This window comes from Enterococcus sp. AMC1086, assembly GCF_058216575.1.
Window position 1 is genome coordinate 1,445,187 of the sequence record NZ_CM177100.1, and the last position, 21,758, is coordinate 1,466,944.

11 protein-coding genes, 14 tRNA genes and 3 rRNA genes are annotated in these 21,758 nt (G+C 39.9%); 27 read left to right on the forward strand and 1 reads right to left on the reverse strand.

The features are described from left to right. Positions 1-55: 55 nt before the first annotated feature. Positions 56-1,891 carry a translational GTPase TypA gene (gene typA / locus AC4BC4_RS06710; protein WP_438756222.1) on the forward strand — a complete coding sequence of 612 codons (1,836 nt, stop codon included), beginning with the start codon at positions 56-58 and terminating at the stop codon, positions 1,889-1,891. A 266-nt stretch (positions 1,892-2,157) separates the two neighbouring features. After that, a complete protein-coding gene (gene recQ, locus AC4BC4_RS06715) occupies positions 2,158-3,951 on the forward strand; it encodes a DNA helicase RecQ (protein ID WP_490477195.1) in 1,794 nt (597 codons plus the stop codon). Positions 3,952-4,008: 57 nt separating this feature from the next. Here recQ and AC4BC4_RS06720 read toward each other — a convergent pair whose 3' ends face one another. After that, positions 4,009-4,788 carry an ABC transporter ATP-binding protein gene (locus AC4BC4_RS06720; protein WP_438756220.1) on the reverse strand — a complete coding sequence of 260 codons (780 nt, stop codon included), beginning with the start codon at positions 4,786-4,788 and terminating at the stop codon, positions 4,009-4,011. Positions 4,789-4,945: 157 nt separating this feature from the next. On the opposite strand from AC4BC4_RS06720, the gene AC4BC4_RS06725 reads away from it, so the two are divergent. The 25 genes from AC4BC4_RS06725 to AC4BC4_RS06845 all read left to right on the forward strand — a co-directional run bounded on the left by AC4BC4_RS06725 (position 4,946) and on the right by AC4BC4_RS06845 (position 21,607). Then, on the forward strand, positions 4,946-5,512 hold the full coding sequence (locus tag AC4BC4_RS06725; RefSeq protein ID WP_438756219.1) for a YceD family protein: 567 nt from the start codon (positions 4,946-4,948) through the stop codon (positions 5,510-5,512). A 60-nt stretch (positions 5,513-5,572) separates the two neighbouring features. Continuing rightward, positions 5,573-5,752, forward strand: a complete 180-nt coding sequence (gene rpmF / locus AC4BC4_RS06730; protein ID WP_010763436.1) for a 50S ribosomal protein L32 — start codon at positions 5,573-5,575, stop codon at positions 5,750-5,752. Between the two features lie 236 nt (positions 5,753-5,988). Then, a complete protein-coding gene (gnd, locus tag AC4BC4_RS06735; RefSeq protein ID WP_490477196.1) occupies positions 5,989-7,410 on the forward strand; it encodes an NADP-dependent phosphogluconate dehydrogenase in 1,422 nt (473 codons plus the stop codon). Positions 7,411-7,558: 148 nt separating this feature from the next. Next, positions 7,559-8,245: a response regulator transcription factor gene (locus tag AC4BC4_RS06740; protein ID WP_010765234.1), complete on the forward strand. Its 687-nt coding sequence runs from the start codon at positions 7,559-7,561 to the stop codon at positions 8,243-8,245. 11 nt (positions 8,246-8,256) lie between these two features. Further along, a complete protein-coding gene (locus AC4BC4_RS06745; RefSeq protein WP_490477197.1) occupies positions 8,257-9,759 on the forward strand; it encodes a HAMP domain-containing sensor histidine kinase in 1,503 nt (500 codons plus the stop codon). 621 nt (positions 9,760-10,380) lie between these two features. Continuing rightward, positions 10,381-11,941, forward strand: a 16S ribosomal RNA gene (locus tag AC4BC4_RS06750). A gap of 83 nt (positions 11,942-12,024) precedes the next feature. Next, positions 12,025-12,097: transfer RNA gene (locus AC4BC4_RS06755), tRNA-Ala, on the forward strand. Between the two features lie 189 nt (positions 12,098-12,286). Continuing rightward, positions 12,287-15,198, forward strand: a 23S ribosomal RNA gene (locus AC4BC4_RS06760). A gap of 95 nt (positions 15,199-15,293) precedes the next feature. After that, positions 15,294-15,409 (forward strand): 5S ribosomal RNA (rrf, locus tag AC4BC4_RS06765). Together the 16S, 23S and 5S rRNA genes with 14 tRNA genes alongside form the textbook arrangement of a ribosomal RNA operon. 7 nt (positions 15,410-15,416) lie before the next feature. Beyond that, positions 15,417-15,490: transfer RNA gene (locus AC4BC4_RS06770), tRNA-Asn, on the forward strand. Between the two features lie 45 nt (positions 15,491-15,535). Next, positions 15,536-15,624 (forward strand) — tRNA-Ser (locus tag AC4BC4_RS06775). A gap of 15 nt (positions 15,625-15,639) precedes the next feature. Next, positions 15,640-15,711, forward strand: a tRNA-Glu gene (locus AC4BC4_RS06780). A 12-nt stretch (positions 15,712-15,723) separates the two neighbouring features. Beyond that, positions 15,724-15,796: transfer RNA gene (locus AC4BC4_RS06785), tRNA-Val, on the forward strand. A 9-nt stretch (positions 15,797-15,805) separates the two neighbouring features. Beyond that, positions 15,806-15,879: transfer RNA gene (locus AC4BC4_RS06790), tRNA-Asp, on the forward strand. A 12-nt stretch (positions 15,880-15,891) separates the two neighbouring features. Beyond that, positions 15,892-15,964, forward strand: a tRNA-Phe gene (locus tag AC4BC4_RS06795). Between the two features lie 3 nt (positions 15,965-15,967). Next, positions 15,968-16,048: transfer RNA gene (locus AC4BC4_RS06800), tRNA-Tyr, on the forward strand. A gap of 9 nt (positions 16,049-16,057) precedes the next feature. Next, positions 16,058-16,128 (forward strand) — tRNA-Trp (locus AC4BC4_RS06805). 14 nt (positions 16,129-16,142) lie between these two features. Further along, positions 16,143-16,215, forward strand: a tRNA-His gene (locus tag AC4BC4_RS06810). A gap of 31 nt (positions 16,216-16,246) precedes the next feature. Beyond that, positions 16,247-16,319, forward strand: a tRNA-His gene (locus tag AC4BC4_RS06815). Positions 16,320-16,341: 22 nt separating this feature from the next. After that, positions 16,342-16,413, forward strand: a tRNA-Gln gene (locus AC4BC4_RS06820). A 34-nt stretch (positions 16,414-16,447) separates the two neighbouring features. After that, positions 16,448-16,518, forward strand: a tRNA-Cys gene (locus AC4BC4_RS06825). Positions 16,519-16,535: 17 nt separating this feature from the next. Continuing rightward, positions 16,536-16,619: transfer RNA gene (locus AC4BC4_RS06830), tRNA-Leu, on the forward strand. Positions 16,620-17,297: 678 nt separating this feature from the next. Beyond that, a complete protein-coding gene (gene licT / locus AC4BC4_RS06835) occupies positions 17,298-18,134 on the forward strand; it encodes a BglG family transcription antiterminator LicT (RefSeq protein ID WP_490477198.1) in 837 nt (278 codons plus the stop codon). Between the two features lie 119 nt (positions 18,135-18,253). Then, positions 18,254-20,137 (forward strand): beta-glucoside-specific PTS transporter subunit IIABC, encoded by a 1,884-nt coding sequence (locus tag AC4BC4_RS06840; protein WP_490477199.1) that lies wholly within the window; start codon positions 18,254-18,256, stop codon positions 20,135-20,137. A gap of 39 nt (positions 20,138-20,176) precedes the next feature. Then, complete coding sequence (locus AC4BC4_RS06845) at positions 20,177-21,607, forward strand: 6-phospho-beta-glucosidase (protein WP_438756214.1); 1,431 nt, start codon at positions 20,177-20,179, stop codon at positions 21,605-21,607. Positions 21,608-21,758: the final 151 nt, after the last annotated feature.

The window sequence follows — 21,758 nt, forward strand, 5'->3', positions numbered from 1 at the left end:
CAGTCGGATTTATATGAACAAGTGACGTAAGGCAAAAGGATAAGGAGCAATTACATTGAAATACAGAGAAGATATTAGAAACGTGGCAATCATAGCCCACGTCGATCACGGTAAAACAACATTAGTAGATGAATTATTGAAACAATCACAAACTTTAGATGGACATACACAATTACAAGAACGTGCGATGGACTCAAATGCTATTGAAAGCGAACGTGGAATCACGATCTTAGCTAAAAATACAGCAGTTGATTACAATGGAACTCGTATCAACATTCTGGATACCCCTGGACATGCTGACTTCGGTGGTGAAGTAGAGCGTATCATGAAAATGGTAGACGGTGTGGTTTTAGTCGTTGATGCTTATGAAGGTACGATGCCTCAAACTCGTTTCGTGTTGAAAAAAGCATTGGAACAAAAAGTAACACCAATCGTTGTTGTAAATAAAATTGACAAACCATCAGCGCGTCCTGAACACGTTGTAGATGAAGTATTAGAATTATTTATTGAATTAGGTGCAGATGATGATCAATTGGATTTCCCAGTTATTTATGCATCAGCTTTGAACGGAACGTCAAGCAATTCTGATAATCCAGAAGACCAAGAACCAACAATGGCACCAATTTTTGATCAAATCATTGAACACGTACCAGCACCAGTCGATAATTCGGATGAACCATTACAATTCCAAGTATCATTATTAGACTATAATGATTATGTTGGACGTATTGGTATCGGTCGTGTGTTCCGTGGAACAATGAAAGTTGGCGATCAAGTTGCCTTAATGAAATTAGATGGCAGCGTGAAAAACTTCCGAGTTACTAAAATCTTTGGTTTCTTTGGATTACAACGTGTTGAAATCAATGAAGCAAAAGCAGGCGATTTAATTGCCGTTTCTGGTATGGAAGATATCTTTGTTGGTGAGACTGTTGCTGACGTAGCCCACCAAGAAGCATTACCGATTCTGCACATTGATGAACCAACATTACAAATGACATTTTTAGTAAATAACTCTCCATTTGCCGGTCGTGAAGGTAAATACGTAACTTCTCGTAAAATTGAAGAACGTTTAATGGCAGAATTACAAACAGATGTATCATTACTTGTAGAACCGATTGGACCAGATTCTTGGACTGTATCTGGTCGTGGCGAATTGCATTTATCAATCTTGATTGAAAATATGCGTCGTGAAGGATACGAATTACAAGTTTCTCGTCCAGAAGTTATCGAGCGTGAAATTGAAGGCGTAAAATGTGAACCGTTTGAACGTGTTCAAATCGATACACCTGAAGAATATATGGGTAGTGTTATTGAATCATTGAGTCTACGTAAAGGTGAAATGCAAGATATGATCCACACTGGTAATGGTCAAATTCGTTTGATTTTCTTAGCACCAGCTCGTGGTTTGATCGGGTATACAACTGAATTTTTATCAATGACTCGCGGATACGGTATCATGCACCACACATTTGACCAATATCTACCAATGATTCAAGGTACAATTGGCGGACGTCATCAAGGTGCGCTTGTTTCGATCGACACGGGTAAAGCAACTACTTATAGTATTATGAGTATTGAAGAACGCGGAACAGTCTTTGTAGAGCCTACAACTGATGTTTATGAAGGTATGATCATTGGTGAAAATAACCGTGATAATGACTTAACTGTAAACATCACAAGAGCAAAACAAATGACTAACGTTCGTTCTGCTAACAAAGACCAAACATCCGTTATCAAAAAAGCAAAAATTCTTACATTGGAAGAATCTTTAGAATTCTTGAATGAGGATGAATATTGTGAAGTGACACCAGAAAGCATTCGTTTAAGAAAACAAATTCTTAATAAAAACGAACGTGAAAAAGCAAGTAAAAAGAAAAAAGTAGCTGAATAAACGAAACATTTAGAATTAAGGTAGGGTAGATAGGACAAAACTTATTAAGTTTTGTCCTATTTTTGTGGATAACTTTTAATGAATAATCTTAAAAACTACGTATATTACAGTATAAACACTGATAAACAAGGATTTTTGATTTTTGTGATAAAGGCCTTGTTGTTTCACGTTAGCTGAATTGTTTCACAGGCAGACGAATCCTCCCTTGAATTGCCTTATAGTGCATGCTAAAATAACAACCAGACACAAAGAACGGAGAGAATTTCATGATTGACATCAAGGGTGTATTAAAAGAAAAATTTGGATACGACGAATTTCGTCATGGACAAGAAGAAATCATCAATCATGTTTTACATAAAGAAAATGTTTTAGGTATCATGCCAACAGGTGGTGGGAAATCAATTTGTTATCAGCTACCGGCGCTTATGTTGGAAAATTTAACTTTAGTGATTTCACCATTGATTTCATTGATGAAAGATCAAGTCGATGCGCTAAATATGATGGGGATTCCTGCTACATTCATCAATAGTACGATTTCTCAACAAGAAATGAACAAACGAGTTCAAATGGCGGTTAATCGCGAAGTGAAGCTTCTATATGTCGCACCTGAACGATTAGAATCATTTGATTTTCAACAACTATTATTACATGTTCCCATTGATTTATTGGCAGTCGATGAGGCCCACTGTATTTCGCAATGGGGGCATGATTTTCGCCCGAGTTATTTGCGTTTAGCTGAAATCATTGAACAATTCCAGCAGCAGCCAGCTGTTATTGCCCTGACGGCTACTGCAACGCCTCAGGTCGCCGAAGATATTCTTAAGCAATTACATATTCCAAATGATAATCAGGTACAGACTGGTTTTGCTCGAGAGAACTTAGCATTTCAAGTTGTGAAAGATCAAAATCGAGATGTTTTTCTTTTGGAATATTTAAAATTGAATCAAGGACAATCTGGCATTGTATATGCAAGTACTCGAAAAGAAGTTGAACGGATCTACCACTTACTTCAAAGTAAAAAGATCACTGCTGGGATGTATCATGGTGGAATGAACGAGAAAGAACGGAGTCATAATCAAGAAGAGTTTTTATTTGATAAATTGCAAGTGATGGTTGCGACAAATGCTTTTGGCATGGGAATCAATAAAAGCAATGTTCGGTTTGTGATTCATGCCCAAATTCCAGGAAATATAGAGTCTTACTATCAAGAAGCAGGACGTGCGGGGCGTGATGGACTTCCAAGTGATGCCGTGTTACTTTATGCGCCGCAAGATCTTCAAATTCAACAGTTTTTTATCGATCAATCAGAAATGACGATTGATTATAAACAAAAAGAATATATGAAATTAAGAGAAATGTCTCAATATGCAAATGCGCAAATGTGTTTACAAAAATTTATTTTACGATACTTTGGAGAGAAAGGTTCTGATTGTGGCCGTTGTTCCAATTGTTTGGATCAACGAGAATTAGTAGATATCACCGTTGATGTTCAAAAGATTTTATCATGTGTGAAAAGAATGGGTGAAAAATTTGGTAAGGGTTTAGTAGGGAAAGTATTGACAGGCTCAAGAGATAAAAAAATAGATCAATGGCATTTTAATCGTTTACCTACTTATGGATTGATGAGAGATCGAACTCAAAAAGAAGTCAATCAACTGATTGATTATCTAACCGCCGAAAGATACCTAAATCCATCAGACGGGCAGTATCCGTTACTATCTGTTTCGTCTACTGGGGTTCAAGTTCTGTTAGGTCAACAGAAGGTTTTTAGAAAAGAAGATCAACGTGTTCGCAAAGTAGTTGTAAATGATGGTCTTTTCGAAAACTTGAGAGAGTTACGAATGGATTTAGCACAAGAAGCAGGTGTACCGCCCTATTTGATTTTTTCCGATAGTACATTGAAAGAAATGTGTGAAAAACTACCTAAAAATTCAATTCAGTTACTGCAAGTAAAAGGTGTGGGACAAAATAAATTGGACAAGTACGGAGAAAAATTCTTAGCAGCAATCGAAACGTTTAAACAAACAGAAGATGAAGAGGTCAGCACTGAAGATGCATAATATAAATTGAGACTAGGACATAAATCTAGATTTATGTCCTAGCCTCATTAGATTCTGTTATTTAGGGTAGACTGCAAAACGATCTTCTTTTAAGGGGATGATTTGAATGGGTTCAGCATAAAAATCTTCTAATTTATCTTCAGTGAATAGTTCTGATTGCGTTCCTTTGGCAAAAATTTCTCCGTCTTTCAATAGCATTAGATGCTTGAAGCACGGTAGGATTTCTTCGGTGTGATGCGTAACGTAAAGCAGCGTAGGGCTGTTTTTTTGCTCAGCGATGTTCTGGATTTGGTATAAAAGTTTTTCTCTAGCGAATAAATCCAAGCCATTACAAGGTTCATCTAAAATCAATAATTCAGGATCGGCCATTAGAGCTCTTGAAATCAAAACCAATTGACGTTCTCCTTGAGACAAAACTTCATATTTTTTTCCAATTAGAGATTCTCCACCAGCACCTTTTAAAATAGCTTTTGCCTGTTCCAATTCATGCTCAGTGTAATGTTGGTAGATCCCTATACTAGCAAATTTACCTGAAAGAACAATTTTTTCAGCTGTTTCACGATTCTTCATACGATACTGTAAGGCTGTACTGACCCAACCGATTCGTCGCTGAAGTTCAGGAATAGATGCGTGACCAAATACCTGATCTAAAACTTCTAATCGTCCTTTTGACGGCCATAAATATCCGCAAATCAGTTGTAAGAGCAGTGTTTTACCCGCACCATTCAATCCAATAATAGCCCAGTTTTCAGACTTTTTAACAGACCAATTTACGTTATTTAAAAGTGTCTTTTTATCCCGAATAAATGAAACGTCTTTAAATTCAAAAGCATTCATACTAACTCCTCCTTTTCTTTATTTTACCATTAAAATTCAAGAATAGAATAGTAAGAATTAGAAAAAAGCGAAAGAAGAAAACACTGTCAAGAAAATTTCATTGACAAAGCTTTCATCCCCCTGTATAATTGCTTTTGTTGCGTTATGAGGTGAGAATATGAAATGGTCTTTATTAGAACTAAACAAATACAAAGACAAACCCTGTGAATTTTCAGAGACACTAAATTTAAAAGAGTCACTGATGAAAAGAGATAATCTGATTTTAGATGTTAGTCCTGTCAAAGCAACCGGGCTACTAACAGTAGGAAAAGAAGAATACTTGCTTCACTATCAAATCGATGTTATTGTAACAGTTCCCTCTTCACGTTCTTTAACACCCGTTCCTCTCAAGCTTTTGATTAATGTCGATGAGGTATTTATGACTCTGGAACAATATCAACAAAGAGATGAACGTTTGGCAGATGAAGAAATCATTTTGTTGGAAAAACCAACAATCGATTTAGATGAGTCAGTCGAAGATAACATTCTTTTGTCAATTCCGATTCAAGTTTTATCAGATGAAGAGCAAACAAGTCATGATATGCCAAAAGGCAATGACTGGGAAGTCCTTTCAGAAGAAGACTACGTGCAGAAAAGACAAGAAGAAGCACAACAAACAATGGATCCTCGTCTTGCTAAATTATCCGAATTATTCAGCGAAACATCTGATGAAGACGATAAGTAGTAAGATTGGAATATACCCGTGCATTTTATGCACACATCTTTACAAGGAGGTGGAACACCAATGGCAGTACCAGCTAGAAGAACTTCAAAAGCTAAAAAGGGCAAACGCCGTACTCATTACAAATTAACTATTAAAGGTTTGAATGCATGTTCAAACTGTGGTGAAATGAGAAAAAGCCATCACGTATGTCCAGCATGTGGTCATTACGATGGAAAAGACGTAATCTCTAAAGAAGCATAAAAAACATTTTTTTGAAAATGTTAAAATCCCCTAGGCTAACCATGGAGCCTAGGGGATTTATTTTGTTTGGAGTTAATGGATTTGATGGACAATTGTCGAAATTCTCAAGGATAAACAAGAATAAATCAAATTATTCGAACTATTTTGTTTTCATATCAAGCATTCTACGTTATAATGATGTAGATTATAAGAAAATTCTAATGAATTTCTTTTCAAAGATAGTGGGAGGATACATGATGACAAAACAACAATTTGGCGTAGTCGGAATGGCCGTAATGGGAAAAAATTTGGCCTTAAATATCGAAAGTAGAGGCTATTCAGTTGCCCTGTTCAATCGGACAGGTTCAAAGACAACGGATGTCGTTGAAGAGCATCCAGATAAAAATTTCAAAGCGACTTATACAATTGAAGAGTTCGTAGACTCTATTGAAAAACCTCGTCGCATTATGCTGATGGTTCAAGCTGGATTTGCAACCGATGCAACGATCCAAGAATTATTACCTCATTTAGACAAAGGGGATATTTTAATCGACGGCGGAAATACATTCTTTAAAGATACGATTCGTAGAAATGAAGAACTAGCTAATTCAGGAATCAACTTTATCGGGACTGGTGTTTCAGGTGGTGAAGAAGGTGCATTAAAGGGGCCTTCAATCATGCCGGGCGGACAAAAAGAAGCCTATGAACTAGTGGCTCCTATATTAGAAAAAATATCAGCTAAAGCTGAAGATGGCGAAGCATGTGTGACATATATCGGTCCTAATGGGGCAGGCCACTATGTTAAAATGGTACACAATGGAATCGAGTATGGTGATATGCAATTAATTGCTGAATCCTATGATCTTATGAAAAATATTCTTGGTGTTTCTGTTGAAGAGATGGCTGAGATTTTCAAAGAATGGAATCAAGGTGAACTAGACAGTTATCTTGTAGAAATCACAGCTGATATTTTAACGCGTACTGACGACGAAGGGACAGGTAAGCCAATCGTTGATGTAATCATGGATGCTGCCGGTAACAAGGGCACTGGTAAATGGACAAGCCAAAGCGCCTTAGATTTAGGTGTACCACTACCGTTGATCACAGAATCAGTTTTTGCTCGCTTTATTTCTGCTTATAAAGATGAACGTGTAAAAGCAAGTAAAGTCTTAGCTAAGCCTGAAACACCTGGTTATCAAGGGGATAAAAAAGAATTGATCGAAAAGATTCGTGAAGCGTTGTATTTCAGTAAAATTATGAGTTACGCTCAAGGCTTTGCTCAATTACGTGTAGCATCAGAAGATTATGAGTGGGACTTGCCTTTCGGTGAGATTGCCAAAATCTGGCGTGCAGGTTGTATCATCCGTGCTCAGTTTTTACAAAAGATCACAGATGCATATGATAAAAATCCAGCAATTGAAAACTTATTATTAGATGATTACTTTATCGATATAACAAAAAAATATCAACAATCTGTTCGTGATGTTGTATCGATTGCAGTTCAAGCGGGTGTTCCAGTCCCAACTTTCGCTTCAGCTATTGCTTATTACGACTCTTATCGTTCAGAGCGTTTGCCAGCAAATCTGATTCAAGCGCAAAGAGATTATTTTGGGGCTCATACGTATCAACGAATTGATAAAGAAGGTACGTACCACTATAGTTGGTATAATGAAGAATAGTACGTTTGAAAGCCATGGGATTCAAAAATTTCTCATGGTTTTCTCTCTGCTATGAAGTAAAAACAGGTTGTTGCTAGCTTTTTGACGCAAAAGTGGGTATAATGGGTAAGCTTTAAGATAGCTTTTAAAGAGAAAGGACAAATAACCAATGAGTAATATTCTAATTATTGAAGATGAAAAAAACTTAGCACGTTTTGTAGAACTGGAGCTGAAACACGAGGGCTATACTACAGAGGTTCACTACAACGGACGTACTGGTTTGGAAGCGGCTTTAAATAATGATTGGGATGCTATCCTTTTAGATTTGATGTTGCCTGAATTGAATGGGCTTGAAGTTTGTCGACGTGTACGTCAAGTGAAGAACACACCAATCATCATGATGACAGCAAGAGATTCTGTAATTGACCGAGTGTCAGGATTAGATCATGGTGCGGATGACTACATTGTAAAACCGTTTGCTATAGAAGAGTTATTAGCTCGCTTACGTGCGTTACTTCGCCGAATTGATATTGAAGGTGATAAAAATGTAGCAAAACAAACAACTATCACCTATCGTGATTTAACAATTGAAAAAGAAAATCGCGTTGTTCGCCGTAATTCTGAAATGATTGAATTAACGAAACGTGAATATGAACTACTATTAACTTTAATGGAAAATGTAAATGTTGTATTAGCTCGTGATGTACTATTAAATAAAGTTTGGGGTTATGAAACAGAAGTCGAAACGAATGTTGTCGATGTTTATATTCGTTATCTACGTAACAAAATTGATGTTCCAGGCGAGGAGAGCTACATTCAAACTGTTCGTGGAACAGGTTATGTGATGCGCTCGTGAAATATTTAAAAATGAAAAAAGCAGCAAAAAAAGAACTGAAGGGGCCTTCTTTGACAATCAAGTGGGCTTCTGCAAGTTCTTTCTTCATATTTGTTGTATTTACTATTTTTGCCGTGATCACTTATAAATCCTCAGTCAACCTCATTGTTGAGAAGGAACGAGAAAATGTAGAGAGAACAGTTGCTGAGGTGGGGAATCGTTTAGCGAATGCTGATGGAAACTTGAGTGTATCAGATGTCTATGAAAAATTGAAAACACCTAGTGTTGATGAAAATGCTTTGGATAACAAAAGGATTTCTATAGAGGGCTCACTGATGGAAATGGATACGATGATTTCTGAGCTAGGACAGCCAGCATTGTTCCTATCAATATACGATAAAAAAGGGACTCTAGTATTTGAAACACAGAAATTACAAAGTCAATTAGGAAAAAAAGAAAAAAAATATGCTGAAATTAAATCAATCGATAACAAAACAGGTTTTTTAATTATTCAACCAGTTTATTCAAAAAAGAACAGAGAGCAGATTGGTTATATTCAGGCTTTTTACGAGTTGTCTTCTTTTTATGATATTAGAAACCGTTTATTACTGACGCTGATTGTATTAGAAATCATCTCATTGATCTTGAGCAGCATACTAGGGTTTATTTTATCTTCTTACTTCCTAAAACCTGTGAAAGTTTTACGAGATACTATGGATACAATTAGAAAAGATCCGCAATCGGATATCCATATGCCGGATATACATTCTAATGATGAGTTAGCAGACCTCGCAGAAATATTTAATGAAATGTTAGATCGCATGAGACGATACATTGAGCAACAAGAGCAATTTGTAGAAGATGTTTCCCATGAATTACGTACACCAGTTGCGATTATAGAAGGGCATTTAAGCTTATTAAATCGCTGGGGAAAAGAAGATCCCGAGATTTTGGATGAATCCCTAGAAGCAAGTTTGCAAGAAATTGTTCGGATGAAAAGCTTAGTCCAAGAAATGTTAGATCTATCGCGAGCAGAACAAGTTGATGTGCAGTATTCGAATCATACCTCAAATGCTAAACAAGTCGTCTATCAAGTGTTTAACAATTTTAAAATTCTATATCCGGATTTTGTTATTACTCTAGATGATGACTTATTGCATGAAGTGACATTGGGTATTTACCGAAATCACTTCGAACAGCTTCTAATCATTATTTTGGATAATGCAGTAAAATATTCGACGACTCGAAAAGAGGTTCATATTTCAATTTCAAAAACATTAAGTGAATTTGAAATTGCTATTCAAGATTTTGGTGAAGGAATTCCAGAAGATGATTTAGATAAAATATTCAATCGTTTCTATAGAGTAGATAAAGCACGAGCTCGTAACAAGGGCGGAAATGGATTAGGATTATCAATTGCTAAACAGCTAGTAGAAAATTATAAGGGAAAGATAGACGCAGAAAGTGTTGTTCATCAAGGAACAATATTTAGAATCTATATTCCAATAGTTAAAAAAAGTGAAGGAGAAGAGTAGGAAAAAATGTTCCTGCTCTTTTTAATCTTTTAACCGAATAATCTAATCATTAGAACACATAATAGTAGAGAAAAAGCGAATGCTCAAATGAAGTTCAAGTAATTTGTTCGCTAAGAAAAAAAGAATCAAAAAACAGGCATTTTCTAGTTGCATTTTATGATAAGTATTGTTATATTTATAAATGTTCTAATGAATGTTTGTTAATTGGGTGAAAGAGAAAAAATGTTTTTTTCCTCTTGACGAAAAGAATACAATCATGATAGAATAACAAAGTTGTTAATTAATAACAACAAAGAAACTTGAAAAATTAGGAAGAAAGTTGTTGACAAATAACAAACGACCTGATAAACTAATGAAGTTGTCGCGAAACATTCGATAACATCAAGCAGAGAAAACTTTGAAACTTTTTTAAAAAAGTGTTGACATCGAATCGAAGATTTGATATGATATAAAAGTTGCTGCGAGGTAACACAGTAGACCTTTGAAAACTGAACAAAGTAAGACGAACCAAATGTGTAGGTTGTTTTTACAACGGTAAAAACAAACAACAATTTTTAACAAAGCGAAGCAATATGCTAGCAACCAAATGAGCTTAACAATCTTCGGATTGTGTTCAACTTTTATTATGAGAGTTTGATCCTGGCTCAGGACGAACGCTGGCGGCGTGCCTAATACATGCAAGTCGAACGCTTCTTTTCTACCGAGTGCTTGCACTCATTTGAAAAGAAGAGTGGCGGACGGGTGAGTAACACGTGGGTAACCTACCCATCAGAGGGGGATAACACTTGGAAACAGGTGCTAATACCGCATAATAGTCGACACCGCATGGTGCTGACTTGAAAGACGCTTTCGGGTGTCACTGATGGATGGACCCGCGGTGCATTAGCTAGTTGGTGAGGTAACGGCTCACCAAGGCCATGATGCATAGCCGACCTGAGAGGGTGATCGGCCACACTGGGACTGAGACACGGCCCAGACTCCTACGGGAGGCAGCAGTAGGGAATCTTCGGCAATGGACGAAAGTCTGACCGAGCAACGCCGCGTGAGTGAAGAAGGTTTTCGGATCGTAAAACTCTGTTGTTAGAGAAGAACAAGTAGGAGAGTAACTGCTCTTACCTTGACGGTATCTAACCAGAAAGCCACGGCTAACTACGTGCCAGCAGCCGCGGTAATACGTAGGTGGCAAGCGTTGTCCGGATTTATTGGGCGTAAAGCGAGCGCAGGCGGTTTCTTAAGTCTGATGTGAAAGCCCCCGGCTCAACCGGGGAGGGTCATTGGAAACTGGGAGACTTGAGTGCAGAAGAGGAGAGTGGAATTCCATGTGTAGCGGTGAAATGCGTAGATATATGGAGGAACACCAGTGGCGAAGGCGACTCTCTGGTCTGTAACTGACGCTGAGGCTCGAAAGCGTGGGGAGCAAACAGGATTAGATACCCTGGTAGTCCACGCCGTAAACGATGAGTGCTAAGTGTTGGAGGGTTTCCGCCCTTCAGTGCTGCAGCTAACGCATTAAGCACTCCGCCTGGGGAGTACGACCGCAAGGTTGAAACTCAAAGGAATTGACGGGGGCCCGCACAAGCGGTGGAGCATGTGGTTTAATTCGAAGCAACGCGAAGAACCTTACCAGGTCTTGACATCCTTTGACCACTCTAGAGATAGAGCTTTCCCTTCGGGGACAAAGTGACAGGTGGTGCATGGTTGTCGTCAGCTCGTGTCGTGAGATGTTGGGTTAAGTCCCGCAACGAGCGCAACCCTTATTGTTAGTTGCCATCATTCAGTTGGGCACTCTAGCGAGACTGCCGGTGACAAACCGGAGGAAGGTGGGGATGACGTCAAATCATCATGCCCCTTATGACCTGGGCTACACACGTGCTACAATGGGAAGTACAACGAGTCGCTAGGCCGCGAGGTCATGCAAATCTCTTAAAGCTTCTCTCAGTTCGGATTGTAGGCTGCAACTCGCCTACATGAAGCCGGAATCGCTAGTAATCGCGGATCAGCACGCCGCGGTGAATACGTTCCCGGGCCTTGTACACACCGCCCGTCACACCACGAAAGTTTGTAACACCCGAAGTCGGTGAGGTAACCCTTGTGGAGCCAGCCGCCTAAGGTGGGATAGATGATTGGGGTGAAGTCGTAACAAGGTAGCCGTATCGGAAGGTGCGGCTGGATCACCTCCTTTCTAAGGAATATTACGGAAACTTATACATTCGTCGACACTTTGTTCAGTTTTGAGAGGTTTACTCTTAAATTAATATGTACCACGGGGCCTTAGCTCAGATGGGAGAGCGCCTGCTTTGCACGCAGGAGGTCAGCGGTTCGATCCCGCTAGGCTCCATTAGTAACCAATGGGTTACTAAATTATTGTTCATTGAAAACTGGATATTGAAGTATAAAAGTAATCAAAACAAACCGAGAACACCGCGTTGAATGAGTTTTTTAATTAAAATAGTTCGAAGCTTATTTTATTGGTCACGCCTCTATCGCTAGAGAAACGAGCCAAACAAAACCGATCGTAAGATCGTAAGGTTAAGTGAATAAGGGCGCACGGTGGATGCCTTGGCATTAGGAGCCGATGAAGGACGGGACTAACACCGATATGCTTTGGGGAGCTGTAAGTGAGCTATGATCCAGAGATTTCCGAATGGGGAAACCCAGCATCTTTTATAGGATGTTACTATTCAGTGAATACATAGCTGGATAGAGGTAGACGCAGAGAACTGAAACATCTAAGTACCTGCAGGAAGAGAAAGAAAATTCGATTCCCTGAGTAGCGGCGAGCGAAACGGGAAAAGCCCAAACCAACAAGCTTGCTTGTTGGGGTTGTAGGACTCCGATGTGGTAGTCTGTCAAGATAGTCGAAGAACCTGGAAAGGTTCGCCAAAGTGGGTAATAGCCCCGTAGACGAAATGTTGGCAACACCTAGGAGGATCCTGAGTACGGCGGAACACGAGAAATTCCGTCGGAATCCGCGGGGACCATCCCGCAAGGCTAAATACTCCCTAATGACCGATAGTGAACCAGTACCGTGAGGGAAAGGTGAAAAGCACCCCGGAAGGGGAGTGAAATAGATCCTGAAACCGTGTGCCTACAACAAGTCAAAGCCCGTTAATGGGTGATGGCGTGCCTTTTGTAGAATGAACCGGCGAGTTACGATTGCATGCGAGGTTAAGGTGAAGAGCCGGAGCCGCAGCGAAAGCGAGTCTGAATAGGGCGAATGAGTATGTAGTCGTAGACCCGAAACCATGTGATCTACCCATGGCCAGGTTGAAGGTGTGGTAAAACGCACTGGAGGACCGAACCCACGTACGTTGAAAAGTGCGGGGATGAGCTGTGGGTAGCGGAGAAATTCCAAACGAACTTGGAGATAGCTGGTTCTCTCCGAAATAGCTTTAGGGCTAGCGTCGAAGTTAAGAATGATGGAGGTAGAGCACTGTTTGGACTAGGGGCCCATCTCGGGTTACCGAATTCAGATAAACTCCGAATGCCATTCATTCATATTCGGCAGTCAGACTGCGAGTGATAAGATCCGTAGTCGAAAGGGAAACAGCCCAGACCACCAGCTAAGGTCCCAAAATATATGTTAAGTGGAAAAGGATGTGGGGTTGCACAGACAACTAGGATGTTGGCTCAGAAGCAGCCACCATTTAAAGAGTGCGTAATAGCTCACTAGTCGAGTGACCCTGCGCCGAAAATGTACCGGGGCTAAACATATTACCGAAGCTGTGGATCACACCTCTGGTGTGATGGTAGGAGAGCGTTCTAAGGGCGTTGAAGGTCGATCGTGAGGACGGCTGGAGCGCTTAGAAGTGAGAATGCCGGTATGAGTAGCGAAAGACGGGTGAGAATCCCGTCCACCGTATGACTAAGGTTTCCTGGGGAAGGCTCGTCCGCCCAGGGTTAGTCGGGACCTAAGCCGAGGCCGATAGGCGTAGGCGATGGACAACAGGTTGATATTCCTGTACCAGTTGTTTTTGTTTGAGCAATGGAGGGACGCAGGAGGCTAAGGAATGCATGCGACTGGAAGTGCATGTCCAAGCAGTAAGTCTTGAGTAGAGTCAAATGCTTTACTCTATACGGACAAGCTGTGATGGGGAGGGAAATAATAGTACCGAAGTTCCTGATGTCACACTGTCAAGAAAAGCTTCTAGTGAGAAAACAACTGCCCGTACCGTAAACCGACACAGGTAGTCGAGGAGAGTATCCTAAGGTGAGCGAGCGAACTCTCGTTAAGGAACTCGGCAAAATGACCCCGTAACTTCGGGAGAAGGGGTGCTGACTTCGGTCAGCCGCAGTGAATAGGCCCAAGCGACTGTTTATCAAAAACACAGGTCTCTGCAAAATCGAAAGATGAAGTATAGGGGCTGACGCCTGCCCGGTGCTGGAAGGTTAAGAGGATGGGTTAGCTTCGGCGAAGCTCAGAATTGAAGCCCCAGTAAACGGCGGCCGTAACTATAACGGTCCTAAGGTAGCGAAATTCCTTGTCGGGTAAGTTCCGACCCGCACGAAAGGCGTAACGATTTGGGCACTGTCTCAACGAGAGACTCGGTGAAATTTTAGTACCTGTGAAGATGCAGGTTACCCGCGACAGGACGGAAAGACCCCATGGAGCTTTACTGTAGCTTGATATTGAGTGTTTGTACCACATGTACAGGATAGGTAGGAGCCGATGAATCCGGAACGCTAGTTTCGGTGGAGGCGCTGGTGGGATACTACCCTTGTGTTATGAACCCTCTAACCCGCACCACTTATCGTGGTGGGAGACAGTGTCAGGTGGGCAGTTTGACTGGGGCGGTCGCCTCCTAAAGAGTAACGGAGGCGCCCAAAGGTTCCCTCAGAATGGTTGGAAATCATTCGCAGAGTGTAAAGGCAGAAGGGAGCTTGACTGCGAGACTTACAAGTCGAGCAGGGACGAAAGTCGGGCTTAGTGATCCGGTGGTTCCGCATGGAAGGGCCATCGCTCAACGGATAAAAGCTACCCTGGGGATAACAGGCTTATCTCCCCCAAGAGTCCACATCGACGGGGAGGTTTGGCACCTCGATGTCGGCTCGTCGCATCCTGGGGCTGTAGTCGGTCCCAAGGGTTGGGCTGTTCGCCCATTAAAGCGGCACGCGAGCTGGGTTCAGAACGTCGTGAGACAGTTCGGTCCCTATCCGTCGCGGGCGTTGGAAATTTGAGAGGAGCTGTCCTTAGTACGAGAGGACCGGGATGGACTTACCGCTGGTGTACCAGTTGTTCTGCCAAGGGCATTGCTGGGTAGCTATGTAGGGAAGGGATAAACGCTGAAAGCATCTAAGTGTGAAGCCCACCTCAAGATGAGATTTCCCATTTCTTTAAGAAAGTAAGACCCCTGAGAGATGATCAGGTAGATAGGTTGGAAGTGGAAGTGCAGTGATGTACGGAGCGGACCAATACTAATCGGTCGAGGACTTAACCAAAGAAACGAAATAAAAAAGTAGATCGGACAGTTTGATTACAACTTCAATCCAGTTTTGAGTGAATAATCACTCAATTGAATAGCAACAACACCCAGTGTGGTGGCGATAGCAAGAAGGATACACCTGTTCCCATGCCGAACACAGAAGTTAAGCTTCTTAGCGCCGATTGTAGTGAAGGGTTTCCCTTTGTGAGAGTAGGACGTCGCCACGCTGATTATTCCGGCATAGCTCAGTTGGTAGTAGCGCATGACTGTTAATCATGATGTCGTAGGTTCGAGTCCTACTGCCGGAGTTTCTTAATATAAGCTTTATGAGTATGCTTGCTTCTTTTAACTTTGGAGAGTTGTCCGAGTGGCCGAAGGAGCATGATTGGAAATCATGTAGACGGTTATCGCTGTCTCAAGGGTTCGAATCCCTTACTCTCCGTATTAAGTCTTTATTGGCCCGTTGGTCAAGCGGTTAAGACACCGCCCTTTCACGGCGGTATCACGGGTTCGATTCCCGTACGGGTCATTTATATTTTTTGGAGGTTTAGCTCAGCTGGGAGAGCACCTGCCTTACAAGCAGGGGGTCGGCGGTTCGATCCCGTCAACCTCCATTAAATTACGGTTTGGTAGTTCAGCTGGTTAGAATGCCTGCCTGTCACGCAGGAGGTCGCGGGTTCGAGTCCCGTCCAGACCGTTTATAGTTTTTGGCGCAGTAGCTCAGTTGGTAGAGCAACGGATTGAAGCTCCGTGTGTCGGCAGTTCGATTCTGTCTTGCGCCATTTGGAGGAATAGCGAAGTGGCTAAACGCGACGGACTGTAAATCCGTTCCTTAGGGTTCAGTGGTTCGAATCCACTTTCCTCCATTATTTAGTAGGGATATAGTTAAACGGTATAACTACGGTCTCCAAAACCGTCATTGTGGGTTCGATTCCTACTATCCCTGTTAGCAAGTTTATGGCGATTGTGGTGAAGTGGTTAACACAGCGGATTGTGGTTCCGCCATGCGTGGGTTCGATCCCCATCAGTCGCCCTTAGCTTTAATTTTTATCATATGTTTTATGGCGATTGTGGTGAAGTGGTTAACACAGCGGATTGTGGTTCCGCCACGCGTGGGTTCGATTCCCATCAGTCGCCCTTAGCTTTTAATTTTAATTATTGGGGTATAGCCAAGCGGTAAGGCAACAGGTTTTGATCCTGTCATGCGTTGGTTCGAATCCAGCTACCCCAGTTTTCTCTTTTTGAGAATGTTTAAATTGTAATATGGCGGTATAGCCAAGTGGTAAGGCAGAGGTCTGCAAAACCTTCATCACCGGTTCAAATCCGGTTACCGCCTTGCAAAAATTATTTTATGCCGGCGTGGCGGAATTGGCAGACGCGCTGGACTCAAAATCCTGTGATCTCACGATCGTGCCGGTTCGACCCCGGCCGCCGGTATATGCCAAGCATTAACATATTCTTATGTTAATGCTCTTTTTTTGTTTAAACATTTTGAAGTAATTTTGTATTTTTGTATCTTATTCGTTGATATTTAACTGAGATTGAAGTTAAATTACTTGGTATAGAGAGTAATATGGCTTCATTTTTTCTATCGATTCACTCTTTTTTTAGTAAAACACTTCTTTTCGGAGAGTTGGGGGAGCATCCTTATCGTTAGATGTTTTAGGTGTTGCTGGGTTTCAAATCTATCAAGATTATTTAGTAATTGATAAAATGAATACTCTTAAAAATATGAAAAATGGCTATTTAAAAAATATCCAGACAATGCAGCCGTAAAAGAGCATCATGGAAAGATAACAAATTACTTAGAAATAAAATTTAACTATTAATATTAGAAACACTAAAAAATAAGTATATGTATTGATAGAAGTTAGTAATACTGAAAAATTAAATCGCTCTTATTAATTACCGACTTACGTTAAGTAATAATAATATTTTATAAGTAGAAATTTTTTTATAAAGCGAATGATTGTATTTTTCCTTGGTTGACAACGCTTTATTTTCATGTTTTAATAACAAGAGAAATCAAGATTGTTACTGAATTTTCAGGCTATACTTTATTTCTTTTATTAACATTTAATTAGCTAGCTGATCTAATCTCATTGAGGAGATATTATGGAAGTAAAAAAAGTAATCAATAATAATATTGTGAAGTCACTTGATGCTGACGGTCACGAAGTACTTGTGATGGGCAAAGGTATTGGCTTTAAAAAAAATATCGGCGATGTTATTGAGGATTCTCTTATTGAAAAAATATATACAAGCAATGCCGATTTAAATACAAATAAGCTTACGCAGCTGTTAGCAAATGTTCGTTTAGAGCATTTACAGGTTGCTAATGAAATTATTGGATTTGCCAAAGTTTCTTTAGGAAAAAAGCTGAATGAAAATATCTATCTTACGCTAACTGATCATATCGATTATGCAATCGAACGACAAAGTAGCGGTCTACCTGTTAGAAACGCACTGCTTTGGGAAATCAAGCGTTTTTACAATCATGAATATTTGATTGGAAAAGAAGCATTGACTATTATTTCCAATCGTCTGGATATAGTGCTTCCAGAAGATGAAGCTGGTTTTATTGCATTACATATCGTTAATGCAGAACTAGATTTATCTCAGGTCAGCCAAGTTTCAGAAATGACAAAAGTCATTCAAAAAATCATTAATATCGTTAAATATCATTATAAAACTGATTTGGATGAATACACGCTAAATTATGAACGATTTATTACGCATTTGAAATTTTTTGTTCAACGTTTATTTAGTGGAATAGAATTGGATAAAGACAAAGATGAAGGTTTCTTATTTATGTTAAAAGAAAAATATCAAGAAGAATATCTTTGTGCACTGAAAATACGCGAGTACATTGGAAAAGAATTTGGTCGTGAATTACAAGAGGACGAGATGATCTATCTCACCATCCATATCAGAAGAATAACCAACAATTAAGGATTGTTACTGCGAAAGAGCAGGCTATACCTAGGGAAAATCTCTTTGAAATAAGAGGTTTCTTAGGTATTTTTTTATGTATTTTATTTCGATTTGTAATTAAATTAGGGGGATGAACGATGAATTATCAAGAATTAGCACAAACAATTATTGAAAAAATCGGTGGAAAACAAAATATCACGGGTTTGACTCATTGTGCTACTAGATTACGCTTTAATTTGAAAAATGAAGGAACAGCAGAAACAGAGGTATTGAAAAATACAGCAGGCGTGATGGGGGTTGTTTCAAAAGGTGGACAATATCAGGTCATTATTGGTAGTGATGTTGGAAGTGTTTATAAAGAAATTTTAAAAGAAGTGCCCGCATTAGATGAAGAACAAGTCGAATCTAATGGGAAGGATGAACGTGGTACGGCTTCAAAAGTTATCGACACGATTACAGGTATTTTTACACCAATCTTACCAGCGATTACGGCGGCCGGTATGTTAAAAGCTGTTCTGTCTCTTCTAGTTGTCTTTAACGCGATCGACAAAACAGGTCAGACTTATATTATCATTGATTTTATGGCAGATTCTGCTTTTTACTTTTTACCTATTTTGTTAGCAGCGTCATCTGCACAGAAATTTAAAACTAATATGTATTTAGCCATGATGGTTGGTGGAATTTTACTCCATCCAAACTTTGTAGGGATGGTCAATGCAATCAAAGAAACTGGAGATGGAAGTATTCATCTATTTGGACTGCCAATTTCTGCAGTAACGTATGGCTCCTCCGTTATTCCAATTATTTTAGCCGTTTGGTTTATGTCTTATGTCGAGCCAATTGCAGATAAAGTGTCACCTAAAGCAATTAAATTTTTTAGTAAACCATTGATTACAATTGCAATTGTCGGTACTGTTTCGTTAGTAGTGGTGGGACCAATTGGGTATTTGATTAGTGATGGTATTTCAAATGGAATCAAAGCATTGGAGAGCTTTAGTCCGTGGTTGGTTCCAACGATTATTGGCGCGTTGACACCGTTGTTTGTAGCTACAGGAACTCACTATGGCTTAGTACCTATTGGGATTAACAATCGTATGACAACAGGATATGATAGTGTGATCTATCCAGGTATGTTAGCATCAAACCTTGGACAAGGAGCTGCTTCTTTAGCCGTTGGTGTGAAAAGTAAAAACTCTTCAATCAAACAGGTAGCTGCTTCAGCAGGTCTAACAGGTTTGTTTGGAATTACTGAACCTGCATTGTACGGTGTCAACTTGAAATATAAAACGCCCTTATATGCTGCGATGATTGGTGGCGGAATCGGTGGTTTGTTTATGGGAATCACTCGAGTGAAGAACTTTACTGGTGGTTCACCCGGTTTATTGACACTTCCAAGTTATATTGGAGATGATACCTTGAAACATTTATATATGGCTTGTATCGGAGCTGCAATCAGTATTGTGATTTCTTTTGTAGTCTCATACATTTTATATAAAGATCCAGTCGTAGAAATACCAAAGACTACAATCGATAATAAGGAAGAGAACTCTATTTCTGAAGCAAATACTCTCACAGAGGTCGTTACACCAATAAAAGGTGAAGTAGTAGCCTTGACAGCTGTGGAAGATGGAATGTTTTCAGAGGAAATTTTAGGTAAAGGCTTTGCAGTTAAACCAGTTGAAGGTTCAGTTTATGCGCCAGTTTCTGGAATTGTAACAGCAATTTTTGATTCTAAACATGCAATCGGTTTAACCAGTGACTCTGGTGTGGAGTTATTGATACACATTGGCATCGATACGGTTCAATTAAATGGTGAAGGCTATGAATACTTTGTTGATAAAGGACAAAATATTGAAATAGGTGATAAATTAATTGAATTTGACTTAGATAAAATTATTGAAAAAGGCTATAATATAATTACACCCGTTGTTGTAACAAATTCAGCTGATTTTGGTGACATTATTACATTAACCAAAACTTTAGCTAAACCAGGTGAGCAAGTAATGAAAGTCATTCGTTAAGTAGGCTTTTATTCAAATAAATTGTTGGAGGTTTTTGATATGGGATTTAGAAAAGACTTTTTATGGGGCGGCGCAACAGCGGCCAATCAATGTGAAGGGGGCTATAATGAAGGCGGCCGAGGCTTAGCGAACGTAGATCTAGCGCCAGTGGGACCAGATCGTTTTCCAGTGATCACTGGAGAGAAAAAGATGTTTGAATTTGATGACGAACATTTTTACCCAGCGCAAAATGCAATCGACATGTATCACCGTTATAAAGAAGACATTGCGTTATTTGGCGAAATGGGCTTTAAAACCTATCGTCTATCGATTGCCTGGAGTCGTATTTTCCCTCTAGGAGACGAAACAGAGCCGAATGAAGAAGGATTGAAGTTCTATGAAGAGTTGTTCAAAGAATGCCATAAACACGGGATAGAGCCTCTTGTAACGATCACACATTTTGATTGTCCGATGCATCTCGTCGAAAAATATGGTGCATGGCGCAGTCGTGAATTAGTCGGGTTTTATGAAAATCTATGCAATGTCATCTTTAATCGTTACAAAGGCTTAGTAAAATACTGGTTGACGTTCAACGAAATCAACATGATTTTACATGCACCATTTATGGGCGCAGGGCTTTATTTTGAAGAAGGGGAAAACAAAGAACAAGTGAAATACCAAGCTGCACATCATGAATTATTGGCGAGTGCCATTGCGACCAAAATCGCACATGAAGTCGATCCCGAAAACCAAGTAGGCTGTATGTTAGCGGCTGGTACAAACTATGCGTACACTTGTAAACCAGAAGATGTTTGGGCAGCTCGTCAAGCAGATCGTGAGAATTTCTTCTTTATCGATGTCCAATCTCGTGGAGAATATCCAGCGTATGCGTTGAAAGAATTAGAACGTGCAGGGATTGAATTACCAATCGAAGAGGGCGATTTAGACTTATTAAAGGAACATACCGTTGATTTTATTTCATTCTCTTATTATTCATCACGGGTCCAATCAACAGATCCGGCAATCAATGAACAAACAGCTGGAAATATCTTTGCCTCAGTGAAAAATCCGTATTTAGAAGCAAGTGAATGGGGCTGGCAAATCGATCCACTTGGATTGCGTACCACGATGAATGACTTGTATGATCGTTATCAAAAACCACTATTTATTGTTGAAAACGGCTTAGGTGCCGTGGATACGCCAGATGAAAATGGAAATGTGATCGATGATTATCGGATTGAGTATCTAGCCGCACACATCCAAGCAATGAAAGATGCGGTTGAACTTGATGGTGTAGATTTATTAGGTTATACAACGTGGGGCTGTATCGATCTTGTTTCAGCTGGAACAGGAGAGATGAAAAAACGCTATGGCTTCATCTATGTCGATCGAGATAATGATGGAAAGGGGACATTGAAACGCTCGAAGAAAAAATCATTTGACTGGTATAAAAAAGTTATTGCTACAAATGGGGAAGACTTAACAAATTAGAGCTGTTTTTAAGAAAAATACTAAAAGGTAAAAATGAGTTTGATTTACTCATTTTTGCCTTTTTTTCCATTCATTAAAAAAATAATAATTGGGTAGAGTAACCTGTTACTCAAAATGGAACAAAGTACAAGCTGCTGTTCTCTTCATCAAG

Coding starts and splice junctions, on each gene's coding strand:
- recQ (WP_490477195.1), top strand. CDS start 2,158: ATGATTGACATCAAGGGTGTATTAAAAGAAAAATTTGGATACGACGAA.
- AC4BC4_RS06720 (WP_438756220.1), bottom strand. CDS start 4,788: ATGAATGCTTTTGAATTTAAAGACGTTTCATTTATTCGGGATAAAAAG.
- AC4BC4_RS06725 (WP_438756219.1), top strand. CDS start 4,946: ATGAAATGGTCTTTATTAGAACTAAACAAATACAAAGACAAACCCTGT.
- rpmF (WP_010763436.1), top strand. CDS start 5,573: ATGGCAGTACCAGCTAGAAGAACTTCAAAAGCTAAAAAGGGCAAACGC.
- gnd (WP_490477196.1), top strand. CDS start 5,989: ATGACAAAACAACAATTTGGCGTAGTCGGAATGGCCGTAATGGGAAAA.
- AC4BC4_RS06740 (WP_010765234.1), top strand. CDS start 7,559: ATGAGTAATATTCTAATTATTGAAGATGAAAAAAACTTAGCACGTTTT.
- AC4BC4_RS06745 (WP_490477197.1), top strand. CDS start 8,257: ATGAAAAAAGCAGCAAAAAAAGAACTGAAGGGGCCTTCTTTGACAATC.
- licT (WP_490477198.1), top strand. CDS start 17,298: ATGGAAGTAAAAAAAGTAATCAATAATAATATTGTGAAGTCACTTGAT.
- AC4BC4_RS06840 (WP_490477199.1), top strand. CDS start 18,254: ATGAATTATCAAGAATTAGCACAAACAATTATTGAAAAAATCGGTGGA.
- AC4BC4_RS06845 (WP_438756214.1), top strand. CDS start 20,177: ATGGGATTTAGAAAAGACTTTTTATGGGGCGGCGCAACAGCGGCCAAT.